At 67.2% G+C, this 15521-nt stretch carries 11 protein-coding genes; 10 read left to right on the forward strand and 1 reads right to left on the reverse strand.

What is annotated here, in order from left to right; translation table 11 throughout:
• The first annotated feature begins 782 nt into the window (after positions 1-782).
• From AAK988_RS10585 to AAK988_RS10595, 3 genes are all read left to right on the forward strand, one after another.
• Positions 783-1664 carry a phosphoribosylaminoimidazolesuccinocarboxamide synthase gene (locus AAK988_RS10585; RefSeq protein WP_016310343.1) on the forward strand — a complete coding sequence of 294 codons (882 nt, stop codon included), beginning with the start codon at positions 783-785 and terminating at the stop codon, positions 1662-1664.
• 63 nt (positions 1665-1727) lie between these two features.
• Entirely contained in the window at positions 1728-2474 is a 747-nt protein-coding gene (locus AAK988_RS10590; RefSeq protein WP_151430373.1) for a hypothetical protein, read from the forward strand.
• A 111-nt stretch (positions 2475-2585) separates the two neighbouring features.
• The gene (locus tag AAK988_RS10595; RefSeq protein WP_369880734.1) at positions 2586-6404 is read left to right on the forward strand and encodes a phosphoribosylformylglycinamidine synthase; all 3819 of its coding nucleotides are present in this window, start codon (positions 2586-2588) and stop codon (positions 6402-6404) included.
• A 450-nt stretch (positions 6405-6854) separates the two neighbouring features.
• Here the strand turns inward: AAK988_RS10595 and murB are convergent, their stop codons facing one another.
• Entirely contained in the window at positions 6855-7778 is a 924-nt protein-coding gene (gene murB / locus AAK988_RS10600) for a UDP-N-acetylmuramate dehydrogenase (RefSeq protein WP_369880735.1), read from the reverse strand.
• 123 nt (positions 7779-7901) lie between these two features.
• Here murB and AAK988_RS10605 point away from each other — a divergent pair, with 123 nt between their 5' ends.
• The 7 genes from AAK988_RS10605 (at position 7902) to AAK988_RS10635 (ending at position 15385) form a co-directional block, all read left to right on the forward strand.
• On the forward strand, positions 7902-8033 hold the full coding sequence (locus tag AAK988_RS10605) for a hypothetical protein (protein ID WP_022926665.1): 132 nt from the start codon (positions 7902-7904) through the stop codon (positions 8031-8033).
• A 4-nt stretch (positions 8034-8037) separates the two neighbouring features.
• Entirely contained in the window at positions 8038-9561 is a 1524-nt protein-coding gene (locus AAK988_RS10610) for a TrkH family potassium uptake protein (protein WP_369880736.1), read from the forward strand.
• Positions 9562-9578: 17 nt separating this feature from the next.
• On the forward strand, positions 9579-10448 hold the full coding sequence (locus AAK988_RS10615; RefSeq protein ID WP_135970977.1) for a hypothetical protein: 870 nt from the start codon (positions 9579-9581) through the stop codon (positions 10446-10448).
• Positions 10448-11503, forward strand: a complete 1056-nt coding sequence (gene rsgA, locus AAK988_RS10620) for a ribosome small subunit-dependent GTPase A (protein ID WP_369872666.1) — start codon at positions 10448-10450, stop codon at positions 11501-11503. Before AAK988_RS10615 ends, rsgA begins: the two co-directional genes overlap by 1 nt.
• A gap of 97 nt (positions 11504-11600) precedes the next feature.
• Positions 11601-13034, forward strand: coding sequence for a glycosyltransferase family 2 protein (locus tag AAK988_RS10625; protein ID WP_016310350.1), 1434 nt, complete (start codon positions 11601-11603; stop codon positions 13032-13034).
• Between the two features lie 3 nt (positions 13035-13037).
• Positions 13038-13862, forward strand: a complete 825-nt coding sequence (locus AAK988_RS10630; protein ID WP_022926667.1) for a sulfite exporter TauE/SafE family protein — start codon at positions 13038-13040, stop codon at positions 13860-13862.
• 53 nt (positions 13863-13915) lie between these two features.
• Positions 13916-15385 (forward strand): GAF domain-containing sensor histidine kinase, encoded by a 1470-nt coding sequence (locus AAK988_RS10635; RefSeq protein WP_369880738.1) that lies wholly within the window; start codon positions 13916-13918, stop codon positions 15383-15385.
• Positions 15386-15521 lie beyond the last annotated feature (136 nt).

Below are 15521 nucleotides of genomic sequence, written 5' to 3' on the forward strand. Positions count from 1 at the left end.
CAACGAGGAGGCGGCTCCGGCCATCCTATCCCTCCCATCCCTCCCATCCATCCCTCCCATCCATCCCTCCTATCCTATCCTATCCCATTCCGCCCCATCCCATCCTATTCGTCCCAACTGTCCCAACTGTCTCGTCCCAACTGCCCCGACTGTCCCGCAAGTGCCTGCATCCCTAGAATTTGCGGGGCAGCAAGGACGGCATCCAATGGTCCCCGCCACAGATGCCCGGCTCGGTACGCGGAGCGAGAGGTGCATGTCGCAGATGCCCGGCTCGGCACTGGTGACGAGAGGCGTATGTCGCAGATGCCCGGCTCGGCACCGGTGGCAAGAGGTGTATGTCGCAAGCGCCGGTTTGACACCTCGGCAGCACCAAACAGCCCCTTTGCGACATCGTCTTCGAAAAATCTGTCCGAGAAGGGCTCTTTGGTGCCTTTTTTCGCGTCGGGGTCGGCCTCTTTGGTATGGGATTTGAAGAAAACGCAGGTCAGAAAGTTTCACTGGTGAATTATTCTGCTGTCTGAAGCACCAAACTCCCCCTCTGAGACGGAAAAACAAAGGCGAATGTCGGAGAGGGCCTGTTTGGTGCTTCTGCCGGCGCTCGCGTCCCGCCGTCGGCGGGGAAGCCGTCGGCAATATGGCTTCATGGCGTTCCTTTGATTGGTGGGTTGGCGCAGGCGGGAGACTCAGTGGTCAAGGACGCCCTTGTTTGTGCCATAATGGCGGAAGCGGAAAAATGGCGCTTGGGCGGGGCCCGGCGTGAGAGTCAAGGAGAAAGGGCATCCATGGCGGGAATCGACATCACTCCCGACGCGCAGGGCAAGGTGCGCGATCTGTACGATTTGGGCGACAGGCTGCTGCTCGTGGCCACCGACCGCATCTCGGCCTTCGACTACATCTTGGAAGACGAGATCCCCCACAAGGGCCAGGTGCTCACCCAGCTGTCGAAGTTCTGGTTCAACCTGCTCGACGGCGTGGTGGAAAACCACCTCATCTCCACCGACGTGGCCGACCTGCCCGAGCAGTTCCAGCCCTACGCCGACTACCTGCGCGGCCGCTTCATGCTGGTGCGCAAGGCCGACATGTTCCCCGCCGAGTGCATCGTGCGCGGCTATCTGGCCGGCAGCGGCCTGAAGGAGTACAACCGCGAGGGCACCGTGTGCGGCATCGCCTTGCCCGAGGGCCTCGTGAATTCCTCGAAGCTGCCCGAGCCCATCTTCACCCCCTCCACCAAGGCCGAGATCGGCGACCATGACGAGAACATCTCCTTCGAGCGTTTGGTGGAAATCCTCGGCGAGGAAGATGCCACGGCCCTGCGCGATCTGGCTTTGAAGGTGTACACCACGGCCGCCGACCACGCAGCCGCCCGGGGCGTCATCATCGCCGACACCAAGTTCGAGTTCGGCCGCCTGGGCGACACCATCATCCTGGCCGACGAGGTGCTCACCCCCGACTCGTCCCGCTTCTGGCCGGGCGACACCTACGAGGAGGGCGCCGACCAGCCCAGCTTCGACAAGCAGTTCGTGCGCGACTGGCTGACCGCGAACTGGGACAAGACCGGCAACCCGCCGCGCCTGCCCCAGGACATCATCGACGCCACGTCCGCCAAGTACATCCAGGCTTTCGAGACCATCACCGGCCAGAAGTTCGACCCTGCGACGTTCTAGCGTCGCGCACCGCCCTTGTGCGGGCTCGGCCCGCCCAGCTCACCGAAGGAGAAACGAAGCAGCATGTCCCAGCGTAACCCCATGAACGAGCGCTACACCTCCGAGGAGCGCACCGGTGTGACCCGTAAATCGGCCGCATCGGCCAAGCCCAAGAGCAAGGCCGCCGCGTCGGTCACCGTGAAGTCGGCGAAGAAGACTCCCGAGCAGCGAAAGGCCGCCGAGAAGGCCGCCCGCAAGGAGGCCGCCGCCAAGCAGCGCGAGGTGGAGCGCAAGTACTACAAGCCCGACACGCCCCGCTACAAGCGCCTGCGCGCCATCTGGTGGGTGATGCTCATCGCGGCCATCGGCTGCACCACCTTGAGTTTCGTGGGCCAGGGCGCTCTGCCGCAGTGGCTCAGCGTGACTACGCTCATCGCGGCCTACGTGTTCATCATCGGCGCTTTCGTGCTCGATTTCTGGAAGATCAAGAAGGAGCGTGTGGCCTACCAGGAGCGCATGCTGGCCTTGGAGGAGAAGAACGCCAAGGCCGAGAAGCAGGCGCGCCGCGTGCAGCAGGCCAAGCAGGCGAAAGCGAAGGGCTCCGGCAAGAATCAGAACCGCCACGCGGCCCAGAAAGCGGGCGTGGCGGCCGGCGAAGAGGCGGCCGACGGCGGCGAGTCCGACGAGGCTCCCGTGAAGCCCCAGCGTCGAGGTCTGTTCGGCAGCGGCTTCCGCCTTTCCAACCGCGAGAAGATGCAGGCCGAGAAGAAGGCCGCCAAGGAAGCCAAGGCCGCCGCGAAGGGCGGCGCCGGCGCGTCCGACCAGCAGTAGCTTGCAAGGGGTGCCCACAGGCGCCCCTTTGCGCGTCCCGCCGGGCAGGGTGCGGGGCGCGCCTTGTCCGTCCCCGCTCGTTCACTGAAGAGAGAAGAGAGAGGCACATCCATGGTATCTCGCGTCTATGTTGAGAAGAAGCCCGGGTTCAACGGCGAGGCCCGCGCGCTGGCCGCCGAGCTGCGCGACATCGTGGGCATTCAGGGGCTCACGGCCGTGCGCCTGGTAAACCGCTACGACGTGGAGGGCATCGGCGAGGAGCTGTTCGCCGCCTGCGTGCCCACGGTGTTCTCCGAGCCGCAGTCCGACATTGCCACCTTCGAGCTGCCCGAAGCCAACGGGGCCGCGGTGTTCGCCGTGGAATTTCTGCCCGGCCAGTTCGACCAGCGCGCCGATTCCGCGAGTGAGTGCATCCAGCTCATCAGCCAGGGGGAGCGCCCGCTGGTGCGCTCGGCGGTGGTGTACTACCTGGAGGGCGATCTGGACGAGGCCGCCGTGGAAGCCGTGAAGCGCTATGTCATCAACCCGGTGGAGGCCCGCGAGGCCTCGCTGGATACCCGCGACACCCTGGCCATGGCCTTCGAGCGCCCGGCCGACGTGGAGGTCATCGACGGCTTCACCGAGTTTTCCGACGACGAGCTGGCCGCCTTCATCGCCGAGCGCGGTCTGGCCATGGACTTGGCCGACATCCAGTTCTGCCGCGCGTACTTCGCTAAGGAGGGGCGCGACCCGTCCATCACCGAGATCAAGATGATCGACACCTACTGGTCGGACCACTGCCGTCACACCACCTTCGGCACCGTGCTCGACGACGTGGCCATCGCGGATGCCAACGTGCAGGTCGCCTTCGACCGCTATCTGGAGCTGCGCCACGAGCTCGGCCGCGATGAGAAGCCCGTGTGCCTCATGGACATGGGCACCATCGGCGCGAAGTGGCTGAAGAAGCAGGGCATTCTCACCGGCCTCGACGAGTCCGAGGAGATCAACGCCTGCACCATCAAGTGCAAGGTGGATGTGGACGGCGTGGAAGAGGACTGGCTGTACCTGTTCAAGAACGAGACCCACAATCATCCCACCGAGATCGAGCCCTTCGGCGGTGCGGCCACCTGCGTGGGCGGGGCCATCCGCGACCCCTTGTCCGGCCGCTCCTACGTGTACCAGGCCATGCGCGTGACCGGTGCGGCTGATCCCACGGTGCCCGTGGCCGATACCATTCCCGGGAAGCTGCCCCAGCGCAAGCTCGTGACCACGGCGGCGGCCGGCTATTCCTCCTACGGCAATCAGATCGGCCTGGCCACCGGGCACGTGCACGAGCTGTACCATCCCGGCTACGCCGCCAAGCGCATGGAGATCGGCGCCGTGGTAGGTGCTACGCCGGCCGACCACGTGCGCCGCGAGACCCCGGCGCCCGGTGATGTGGTGGTGCTCTTGGGCGGTCGCACGGGCCGCGATGGCATCGGCGGTGCTACGGGCTCTTCCAAGGCCCATTCCGTGGAATCGCTGGAAAGTTGCGGGGCCGAGGTGCAGAAGGGCAACGCGCCGGTGGAGCGCAAGATCCAGCGCCTGTTCCGCCGCGGCGATGCCTGCCGCATGATCAAGCGCTGCAACGACTTCGGCGCCGGCGGCGTGTCGGTGGCCATTGGGGAGCTGGCCGACGGCCTGGACATCAACCTGGATGCCGTGCCCAAGAAGTATGACGGCCTCGATGGCACCGAGCTGGCTATTTCCGAGTCCCAGGAGCGCATGGCCGTGGCCCTGGCCCCCGAGGATGTGGACGCCTTCATCGCCCTTGCCCACGAGGAGAACCTGGAGGCCACGCCGGTGGCCGTGGTGACCGAGGAGCCGCGCGTGCGCATGCACTGGCGCGGCACCACCATCGTGGACGTGAGCCGCGACTTTCTGGCCAGCAACGGCGCCCCGAAGCACGCGGCGGTGAGCGTGCCCGCTCCGGCCGACGAGAGCTGTGCCGCCACCCCCTGCGACCGTGCCTTCGAAGCGGCGGCCAGCCTGACCGATCCGGTTGTGGAGGCTGCCGCTGCGGCCGATTCCCTGGAGGCGGGCTTGGCGGCGCTCATGGGCGACATCAACCACGCCTGCAACAAGGGCCTCGTGGAGCGCTTCGACTCCACCATCGGCGCCGCCACGGTGCTCATGCCCTTCGGCGGTTCCCGTCAGCTGACCCCAGCTCTGGCCATGGTGGCGAAGCTGCCGGTGCTGGGCGGGGCCACCACCACGGTGTCGGGCCTGTCCTGGGGCTTCAACCCCTACCTGTCGGCCTGGGACCCCTACGCGGGCGCCTACATGGCCGTGCTCGATTCGGTGGCGAAGCTCGTGGCCACCGGTTTCGAGCGGGCGAATATGTACCTCACCTTCCAGGAGTACTTCGAGAAGCTGCGTCAGGATCCGGAGCGCTGGGGCAAGCCCATGGCGGCCGTGCTCGGCGCCCTTATGGCCCAGGTCGATTTCGGCGTGGGCGCCATCGGCGGCAAGGACTCCATGTCCGGTTCCTTCGAGGATTTGGATGTGCCGCCGACGCTCGTGTCCTTCGCCACGGCCATCGGCAACATCGACCGGGTGACCTCGCCGGAGCTGAAGGCCGCCGGCGATAACCTGGTATGGATCTCCTGCCAGGACACCCTGGCCTCCAGCCTGTGCGCCACCTTTGATGCCATGGAGCACCTCATCGGCGCCGGCGTGGTGCGGGCCTGCGCGAGCAGCGGCGCGGCCGGTCTGGCCGAGACCCTCGTGAAGATGGCCGTGGGCAACGGTTTGGGCGTGGCGGTGGACGCGGCCGTGGGCACCGGCCAGCTCTTCGATCCGGCTTATGGCACCTTCGTGGTGGAGCTGACCGCCGGCGAGACGGCTCAGTCGGTGGTGACGCGCCTGGAGGACGCGGGCCTTGCCGCCAATGTGGACGTGGTGGCCCTGGGCGCGGTGACCGAGGCCTACGAGCTTTCCTGCGACGGCGCCGTGGCCGACCTGGCCCGGGTGCAGGAGGCCTGGGAAGGCGGCATCGAGGGCGTGTTCCCCTACCGCACCCCGGCCGACGAGGCAGCCGCTGCCGAGGAGGTGCCCGCCATCAGCTTCACGGCCAGCGCGCCGGCGGTGTTCCCCGGTCCGGCCGTGGCGCGCCCGCGCGTGGTCATCCCGGTGTTTCCCGGCAACAACTGCGAGTACGACTCCGCCGCCGCCTTCGAGCGCGCCGGCGCGGTGCCTACGGTATACGTGGTGAACAACCTGACGCCCGAGGCCGTGGCTGAGTCCACCGCCGAGCTGGCGCGCCTCATCGGCGAGTCGCAGATCGTCATGATCCCCGGCGGCTTTTCCGGTGGCGACGAGCCCGACGGCTCGGCGAAGTTCATCACGGCGTTCTTCCGCGCGCCTCAGGTAACCGAGGCCGTGCGCGATCTGCTGCAGCGCCGCGATGGGCTCATGCTCGGCATCTGCAACGGCTTCCAGGCCCTGGTGAAGCTGGGGCTCGTGCCCTTCGGCGACATCCGCCCCATGGACGAGGATTGTGCCACGCTCACCTTCAACGACATCGGGCGCCACCAGAGCATGCTCGTGCGCACCCGCGTGGCCAGCACGCTGTCGCCGTGGATGAGCCGCATGAACGTGGGAGACGTGCACACGGTGGCCATCAGCCACGGCGAGGGCCGCTTCGTGGCGCCCCAGCCGCTGCTGGATCAGATGATTGCCGGCGGCCAGGTGGCCACCCAGTACGTGGACGGGGCCGGCGTGCCCTCCATGGACCTGTCGGCTAACCCCAACGGGTCCGTGCTCGCTATCGAGGGCATCACGAGCCCCGACGGCCGCGTGCTCGGCAAGATGGGCCACACGGAGCGCTCGGGCGCGGGCCTGTACAAGAACGCCTTCGGCAACACCTATCAGCCGCTGTTCGAAGGCGGCGTGGACTATTTCCGCGGGTAGCGACGGCTAGAGCGCGGCCAGAACACGGCCAGAGCGACGGCTGGAACGAGCGTCATCAGCGCTATCAACCGAGAAGGGGCCACAAGGCCCCTTCTTCGTGTCCCGCCTCTTTTTCACGATCTGCCCGGGCGCATCGCACGTTTAAGGCAGAAATAAAAAGTACCTCTGAACAGGGAATATGCAAAGAGCTCCCTGTTCAGGGCCATGGCCCCAAATGCACGATGTGCACGGATCTCTGCTACAAATGCGCGATCTGCCCGGGCGCATCGTGCATTTGGGGCAGAAGGGCGGCAACTCTCGGTGCTGCTGAGTTGAGGCTCGCCCATGGGCGGGTCGGCGGGCTCGGACCTCTGCCCCTTCTGAAGCCGCCGTGCACGTGTGGGGACGGGTTCGGGCCTCTGCTCTCCCCTGAAGCTGCTGTGCTTTCCGTGGGCTCGTTCGGCTTGCTCCCTACTCCCACAGCCTCACTTCGGGCTCTAGCTGCACGCCGCTCGCCTCGCGCACGCGGCGCTGCACCTCGGCGATGAGGGCGAGCACGTCGGCGGCGGTGGCACTCCCGGTGTTCACGACGAAGCCGGCGTGCTTCTCGGACACCTGGGCGCCCCCGACGGCGAGGCCCTGGCAGCCGGCCTCTTGGATGAGGGCGCCGGCGAAGTAACCCTCGGGGCGCTTGAAGGTGCTGCCGGCCGAGGGCATCTCCAAGGGCTGGCGGCTCTCTCGGCGCTCGCGCAGGTCGTCCATGCGCGCGCGAATGGCGGCGCCGTCGTCAGCGTGCAGCTGCAAGGTGGCACCGAGCACCACCCAGCCCTCCTCCATCATGCGGCTTCTGCGGTAGCCCCATGCGGCTTCGACGGCAGGCACGTCGGCGACAGACCAGCCCCCATCCCCGTCGGGCACCAGGCAGCGCACCTGCACGGCGACGTCGGAGAACTGCCCCTCGTAGGCACCAGCGTTCATGATAGCGGCCCCTCCCACGGTGCCCGGAATGCCGCTGGCGAACTCGTAGCCGGCAAGGCTCGCCGCCAGCGCCGTCTCGGCCACCTCGGCATTCGTCGCTCCGGCCTGGGCCTGCACGAGGCCGCCCGGCAGCACTTCCACGGCGGCGAAGTTCTCGGCCAGCTTCAGCGTGACCCCGGCAAGACCCTCGTCGGGAGCCAGCACGTTGGACCCGAGCCCCAGCACGCGCCAAGGCGTAGCGGCAGCGCAGCAAGCCGCCACCACGGCGGCCACCTCGTCTTCGGAAGAGGGCAGCACGAGCCACTGGGCCGCGCCGCCGATGCGGAAGGTGGTGTGCTCGGCGAGGGGCTCGTCGGCGCGCACCTGCGCTTCTCCGACGATTTCGCGCAGTGCGGCGTCGAGGTCGGTGTAGTCCATGAGGCGTTCCTTCCATTCGTCGTGCCCGATGGGTAACTGTTGGTGACCCGTTTGGCCCATTGTACTAGAATACGCCCATGACTATTTCGCCCACATATCGTGCGGAAGCGGGGTGCTAGGCCCGTGGCCCGCAAGCATCCCGTCATCAAGCCCGCCTCGCCGGTGGCGGCCATCACGTTGGTGCTGCTGTCCATCATCAGCTTCATCATCGGGCTGTGGACGCTCATGGCGCTGACGCGAATCGTGCTGGGATAGCGCCATGTGGCAGCGATTCACCTTGTACGACCTGCGGGTCATCGGCCATTACCTGGGTACGCTCACCCTGTTCTTCGCCGTGCTCATGATAGCTCCCTTAGGCACCGCGCTTATCTTCCAGGAATGGGAGCCGGCCTCGCGCTACCTGGTGGCCATCGGCATCGCCATGGTGGGCGGCTGCTCCCTGCGCTTTCTCCGCATCGAGCCGGGGCGCCTCTCGCGGCGCCAGGCGCTGGCCGTCACCGGGTTCGCCTGGGTGGTGCTCGCGCTGTTCGCCTCCATCCCCCTGTACTTCTCGGGGCACTACGCCACCTACCTGGACGCCGTGTTCGACGGCGTGTCGGGGCTGACCACCACCGGCGCCTCGGTCATCGTCGATCTGGACCACCTCTCCTACGCCGACAACATGTTCCGCTTCGCCATCCACGCGCTCGGCGGCCTCGGCCTCATCGTGGTGGCGCTGTCCTTCGGGCTGTTCGGCCGCGGCGGGGGCGCGTCGCTGTTCTCCTCGGAGGGCCGCAGCGAGCACGTGGTGCCCAACGTGGTGCAGACCGCCCAGTTCATCGCCCGCATCACCCTGCTCATCGTCACCGTGGCCACCCTCATCATCACGGCGCTGTGCCTGGGCCTCGGCATGGAGCCGGCCCGCGCGTTCCTCAACGCCCTGTGGGTGTCCATCTCCGGCTTCATGACCGGCGGCTTCGCGCCCATGCAGCTGTCCATCATGTACTACCACTCCTTCCCCTTGGAGTGCATCCTCATGGTGCTCATGATCCTGGGCTCCATCAGCTTCGTGCTGTACGCCGAGGTGTGGAAGGGGCGCGCCGGGGCCTTCTTCAAGGATCTGGAGACGAAGACCATGGTGCTGTGGATTGCCGTCATGGCCTTCGTGTTCACGGCGACGCTGTCGTCCTGGGCGCTGTTCGACGACATGCTGACGCTGCTGCGCCGCGGCCTGTTCATGATCATCTCGGTGTTCACCACCACGGGCTTCCAGGTGGTCACCACCAACCAGATCACCACGGTGTTCTCCAACGGCGCCTTCCTCACCCTGGCCTTCGTCATGGCCGTGGGCGGCAGCTCCGGGTCTACCTCGGGCGGCATCAAGTTCTCACGCATGGGCATCATCTTCAAGTCCATCGTGGCGAACGTGAAGGAGGCCCTGGCCCCCGATTCGGCCCGCGTGGTGGTGTCCTACAGCCATCTGGGGCGGCGCACGCTCACGCCGAACATCGTGAAAGAGGCCATGACGGTGTTCATCCTCTACGTCATCACCTATGTCGTCGGTGCCCTTGTGGGCATCGCCCACGGCGGCGAGGCCATTCCCGCCATCTTTGAGTCGGTGGCCATGACCTCCAACGGCGGCATTACCACGTCTCTGGCCCAACCGGGCATGCCGGCCACGCTGGAGCTGTTCTACATCTTGCAGATGTGGGCGGGCCGTCTCGAGTTCGTCACGCTGCTGGCGCTCATCGTGGAAGTGGGCGCCTCGCTCGTGCCCCGGGTGAAGCCGAGGTTGAACCCATGAGGGGGCCGCAGCGCCCAATGGCCGCCCTCGCGGCCGCCCTCGCCCTGCTGGTGGCCGTGGGCGGCATCGGCGTGGCTTGGGCCGACGATCCCATCAACCAGCTCGAGGACGTGACCACGAATCAGGACGTGCCCACCGACGAGACCGGTGTGGTAGATCCTTCGGCCAAGGACGACGGCTCCGATCCGAGCGGGACGGCCCCCACCGACGGCGTCGGCCCGGAAAGCCAGGGCAGCGCCGGTGCCGCTGACGGGCCTGCGGGCGTCGCGCCCCCGAAGGGCGAGGGGGAAGATCCGGCCCAGAATGCCGATGGAGAGGCGTCTTCGGAAGGTACGCAAGGGGAGGAGGCGCCCATGCCGCCCCCGCTGCCCGACCCGGTCTTCGGAGGGGGCGTGAGCGAGAACAACCTGATGAACCCCCAGCAGAAGCCCGACAGCTCCTTCATTTACGACACCTCCATCGGGGCCCTGCAGGAGGCCGACTCCTACCTGAACAACCAGATCGTGCAGGTGACCGGCGAAGTGGTGGGGGATCGCATCAACGCCGAGTTCAATCCCGGTTTCTGCTGGATCGTGCTCCAGGGCAACGATAAGGGCCGCTCCGAGGTACCGGTGTTCATTGCCAAGGATGCCACCGACGGCATCGATACCTACGGCGCCTACGGGCGGCGGGGCACCATGCTGCAGATTCGCGGCATCTTCTACCTGTCCTGCCCCGAGCACCAGGGACTGACCGATCTGCACGCAGACACCGTGAGCGTGGTGGAGAAGGGCTCGGTCACCGAGCAGGTCTTCGATATCGGCGCCTTTTTGCCGGGGCTGGGCCTGGTGGTGCTGGGGACCATCATGATCCTCGTGTTCCACCGGATGAGAGAGGGGCAGCGCTAGTGGCCGAGGATTTGCGCAGCGAAGGCGGCGCCGAGGAGGGTGCCCTGCGTACCGGCGAGGTGGTGAAGCTCGATCGTGGCTACCCCCTCGTGCGCTTTCCCGACGGCGAGCGTTTGCGCTGCGAGCACGCCACGGCCCTCGTGAAGAGCCACGACCAGCGGGCCGTCATCGGGGACGTGGTCGCGGTGTCGGTGCCTGCGGCCCATGACAAGGGGGTCATCGAGGCCATCGCCCCCCGCACGCGGGAATTCGTGCGGAAGGACCCCACGGAGCGGGCCCTGCCCCAGGTGCTGGCCGCCAACTTCGAGCGGGTCATCGTGGCCCAGCCCGTGGGCGAGGTGAACCTGCGCCGGCTGGAGCGGGAGCTCGTGCTGGCCTTCGAGACTGGGGCCGCCGTCACCGTCGTGCTCACCAAGGGCGACCTGGCCGACGAGGCCGCAACGGCGGCGGTTCGCGAGGCCGTGGAGTCCCTGGCCGGGCCTGCGACCGAGGTGCTCGTGGTGTCCGAGGCCGACCCCGCCTCGGTGGAGGCCGTGCGGCGCCTGCTGGCTCCGGGCACCACCACGGTGCTCATCGGCCGGTCCGGCGTGGGGAAGTCGAGCCTGGTGAACATGCTCGTGGGCACCGAAGTACTGGAAGTGGGGGCCGTGCGCGAGGGCGACGGCAAGGGGCGCCACACCACGGTGAGCCGCGAGATCGTGGCCGTGCCCGGGGCCGGCCGCATCGTGGACATGCCCGGGGTGCGCGGTCTGGGCCTGTGGGATGCCGAGGCCGGCATCGAGGCGGCTTTCCCCGACGTGGAGTCCCTGGCTGAGGAGTGCCGCTTCCGCGACTGCACCCACCAGGGCGAACCCGGCTGCGCGGTGTGCGCGGCCGTGGCCGCCGGCGCGCTGCCCCGCACCCGCTACGATTCCTACCAGGCCCTGTGTCGGGAGGCTGCCGACGTGCGCGACCGTCGCGAGCAGGCCCGGCGCCTGAACAAGGACAAGGCGGCCTACTCGAAGCACTACCGCAAGAAGGGGGCCGGTCCCTCCCGCGGCGGTCGCCGTCGGTAAGATGTGCGTTGACGGACGGTTTTTTGCTCCAGGGCCGTAAGGGGTTACAATAGTGACGTTCGATGTAATCGAACCGAAGATATGCGAGAGGAATCCTATGAACCCCGTCGTCATCATCCCCACCTTCATCTACCCGCGCCGTCATCGCGGCGGCACCGACGTGGTGGCCACCTACGACCACCCCACGGCGCCCAACCAGCCCGGCGAGCTCGGCCGCTGCCTCGCATCCCTGGAGAAGGTGGAGGGCCTGGGGCTCGTCGTCATCCTCGTATCGGCCGATGTGTCCATCGAGGCCCAGGCCGCCGAGAAGGTCCAGGCCATCTGCAACGAGCACCCCGGCGTCACCACCCTGGTCATCGGAGCGGCGGAGATGGCCCTCATCGAGCAGCGCATGGCCCAACTCAACATCGAGCGCCTCTCCAAGGAGATCGGCCTGTCCGGCTACGGCGCCATCCGCAACCTCGGCCTGCTCGTGGCCAACGTGCTCGGCTTCGACGCCGTGGTCTTCCTTGACGACGACGAGGTGGTGGACGACCCTGAGTTCCTCACCAAGGCCATGTACGGCCTGGGGAAACTCACACGCCAGGGCGTGCCCATCGTGGCGAAGACCGGCTACTACCTCAACGACGAGGGCTCCTACCTCTCGAAGTGGGAGGACAAGTGGTACAACCGCTTCTGGCAGCAGGGGCGTTACTTCAACCAGTGGATCACCGCGGCCATGAAGGGCCCGCGCCTGTCCCGCTCCAACCACGTGTGCGGCGGCTGTCTGGCCGTGCACAAGGAGGCGTTCCGCCGCCTGGCTTTCGACCCCTGGATCACCCGCGGCGAGGATCTGGACTACATGCTGAACCTGCGCATGTACGGATCCGATATCTGGTTCGACAACCAGTGGGTGCTGCGCCATCTGCCGCCGGCCTCCAACAGCGAGGGCACTCGTTTCCGCCAGGATATCTTCCGCTGGCTCTACGAGTACCGCAAGCTGGAGTACAGCCGCGCCCTCATCGACCTGCAGCAGGTAAAGCCCGCCTCCCTGGAGCCCTACCCGGGGCCGTTCTTGGAATCGGGCCTGCGCAACCGCATCCGGCTCACGGCCTGGCTGCGCAGCTTCGCCTGCTCCGACAAGAAGGCCTATCGCCTGGCCGCCAAGGCTGCGACCGGAGCCGCCTCGGCCTACGCCGAGGCCCACTGCGCGAAGTACTTCGAGTTCCAGTACGTGTGGCCCGAGGCCATGGGCCGTATGGAATCCGATCAGATCCTGTCCAGCGCTCTCGTGCGCTCCAGCATGCTGCGGGTGGAAGCGGCCGCGGCCGATGCCGCCGAGCGGGCCGCCGTCCGTGCCGCTGCGAATGCTCCCGCCGGCGCGGCCCCTGCGGGCGCAGTTCCGGCCCCTGCGGCCGCCCCGGGCGCACCCGGGGCGCAGGCCGCGGCCGGAATGCCCGGTATCGGCGGTGTCCCCGCTGCTCCGGTCGTGCCCCGTCCCTCCATCGATGCGGGCATGACCACCCAGATTCGCCTCGATATGGAGGAATAGGCGGTGGAGGCAGTCGCAGTCATGGCCGCCGCCTCCCTGGCGGTGGGCTTCGTCGTGGGCGTGCTGTCGGGCCTGCTCGGTGTGGGCGGCGGCATGTTCCTCGTGCCCATCTTCAAGCTCGGCTACCTCATGGACTCCCTCATGTGCACGGCTACCTCGCTGTTCACGATCATTCCCACGTCCATCTCCGGGGCTGTGTCCCGCATCCGCAACCGCACCTGCGTGCCGAAGCTCGGCATTGCCGCCGGCCTCGGCGGGGCCGTCACCTCGCCTCTGGGCGTGTGGCTTGCCACCCAGTCGCCGGATTGGGCCATCATGGGCACGGCGGCCCTTGTCATCGCCTATTCGGCCACCACCATGTTCCGCAAGGCCCTGGCCGTGCCCAAGGGGCCCGCTTTCCAGAAGGGCGGCGCGGGGGAGGGGAGCTCGGCCGACGGCCCCATCGACGTGGGTCGCCGCCAGCTGCTGCTCTTCGCTGGCATCGGCCTGGTAGCGGGCTTGGCCTCGGGCTACGTGGGGGTGGGCGGCGGCTTCATCATGGTGCCCATGATGATCTCCCTGGCCCACCTGTCCATGCGCTACACCTCGGGTACCTCGCTCATCGCCGTCATGATCCTGGCCGTGCCCGGTGTGGTGACCCAGGCCGTGCTGGGTAACATCAACTGGATCGCCGGCATCGCCGTGGCCTGCGGCTCGGTGCCCGGCGCCATGCTCGGCGCCCGCCTCGTGCCGAAGGTGCCCGAGCGCCAGCTGCGCTTTTTGTTCGCCGGCTTCCTCCTCGTGGCCGCCGTCATGCTCGTCGTGAACCAATTCGCCGCCGTGGCCTAGGGCCCCTGCCTTTGTTATACTGGCGTCAATTTCGGTGACACTCAGGAGGAGCCATGGCGAAGCGGGAAGCGGAATCGGCATCGGCGTTCAGCCGCGGCATCGGCGTGTCGAAGTTCAATCTGGAGATGCTCGGGGCCACTATCGCCGCCATCGCCGCCATCACGCTGGTGTGGACCTTCTCCCAGCCCGATTTCCCCGTGCCGGTGCTCGTGGTATCCGGGGCCGTGTTCACCGTGTCGGTCGTGGTGGTCATTCGCCTCATGATGGACCCGGATTCAGTGCGCGCCCTGCAATCCGACGCCATGCTTCAGCTGGCCAGCTCCATGATCGATGCCATGGGGGAGGGGCTGACGGCCCGCGCCGCTCAGGAGGTCTGCGAGCTGCTGCTGCCCAACACCTCGGCCATTGCCGTGGCCCTCACCAACCGCGAGTCGGTGCTTGGCTATGCCGGCTACCAGGAGGCCCACAACCCGGCGGGCATCGCCATCCGCACGAGCGCCACCCACGAGGCCATCCGCCAAGGGGAGACGCTTGTCCTGCTCACTCTCGAGGAGATCGGCCTGCCCAAGCCGGCCGACGAGAGCCGTATCAAGGCCGCCATCGTGGAGCCGCTGTGGGTGGGCAACCGCGTGGAGGGCACGCTGAAGTTCTACTACCGCAACGGTAACAAGATCACCGAGACCCAGCGCTCCATCGCCCACGGCTTCGCCCAGCTGCTTGCCACTCAGATGGCCGCTGTGGAGATGGAGACCCAGCGCAAGCTGGCCACCGCCATGGAGCTGAAGATGCTTCAGACCCAGATCAACCCCCACTTCCTGTTCAACACCATCAACACCATCGCCTCGTTCATCCGCACCGACCCCATGAAGGCCCGCACCCTGCTGCGGGAGTTCGCCGTGTTCTACCGCCGTACCCTGGAAGATTCCACCGAGCGTATCTCCCTGGCTCGGGAGCTCGACCAGGTCCAGCGTTACTTCAATTTCGAGCTGGCTCGCTTCGGCGAGGCGCGCCTGGCCCTGGAGGTGCGGGCGAGCCCGGCACTCCAGTCCATGATGGTGCCCCCCTTCCTTGTGCAGCCGCTGGTGGAGAATGCCATCAAGCACGCCATGCCCTCCGAGGGGCGGCTCACCATCAGCATCCAGGCCGAGGCCGACGGCGATGACGTGGTCATCGTGGTGGGAGACGACGGCGTGGGCATGAGCGAGGAGACCTGCGCCAACATCACCCAGGTGGAATCATCCACGGGTCTGGGCATCGCCGTGAAGAACGTCCACGACCGCATGGTGGGCTTCTTCGGGCCCGATGCCCAGATGGTGTACACGAGCGAATTGGGGGCCGGCACTCAGGTGACCCTGCGTTGCCCGGGGTGCGCCAAGGCGCCCGCCGCCGCTGTGGCGGCCCTCGGCGAGACGGCGGCTCGCGAGGCCGATGAGGCGGCACCCGAGGCGGCCCAGGAGGCGGCCCGCAACGAGGCTACCGTAGCCGAGCTGGCCGAGCTCGTGGCCCAGGTGTCCGAGGGGTAATTCCAGGGTCTCCCAGGGGCGCAATGGTCCTCAAATCGGCTAGTGCAGATGCACAAAAACGGGTTAAGGCTCAAAAAGTGTGCTCTTAGCATTATTCACTGTCTGTACCGGGTTGGCATGTGGAACTCGTTCCAGT

The sequence above is a fragment of the Adlercreutzia muris genome (assembly GCF_041223505.1).
Lineage (GTDB): Bacteria > Actinomycetota > Coriobacteriia > Coriobacteriales > Eggerthellaceae > Adlercreutzia > Adlercreutzia muris.

What these genes read in the sequence shown, in the direction of transcription:
- AAK988_RS10585 (WP_016310343.1), top strand. Translation starts at nt 783, where the DNA reads ATGGCGGGAATCGACATCACTCCCGACGCGCAGGGCAAGGTGCGCGAT.
- AAK988_RS10590 (WP_151430373.1), top strand. Translation starts at nt 1,728, where the DNA reads ATGTCCCAGCGTAACCCCATGAACGAGCGCTACACCTCCGAGGAGCGC.
- AAK988_RS10595 (WP_369880734.1), top strand. Translation starts at nt 2,586, where the DNA reads ATGGTATCTCGCGTCTATGTTGAGAAGAAGCCCGGGTTCAACGGCGAG.
- murB (WP_369880735.1), bottom strand. Translation starts at nt 7,778, where the DNA reads ATGGACTACACCGACCTCGACGCCGCACTGCGCGAAATCGTCGGAGAA.
- AAK988_RS10610 (WP_369880736.1), top strand. Translation starts at nt 8,038, where the DNA reads ATGTGGCAGCGATTCACCTTGTACGACCTGCGGGTCATCGGCCATTAC.
- AAK988_RS10615 (WP_135970977.1), top strand. Translation starts at nt 9,579, where the DNA reads ATGGCCGCCCTCGCGGCCGCCCTCGCCCTGCTGGTGGCCGTGGGCGGC.
- AAK988_RS10625 (WP_016310350.1), top strand. Translation starts at nt 11,601, where the DNA reads ATGAACCCCGTCGTCATCATCCCCACCTTCATCTACCCGCGCCGTCAT.
- AAK988_RS10635 (WP_369880738.1), top strand. Translation starts at nt 13,916, where the DNA reads ATGGCGAAGCGGGAAGCGGAATCGGCATCGGCGTTCAGCCGCGGCATC.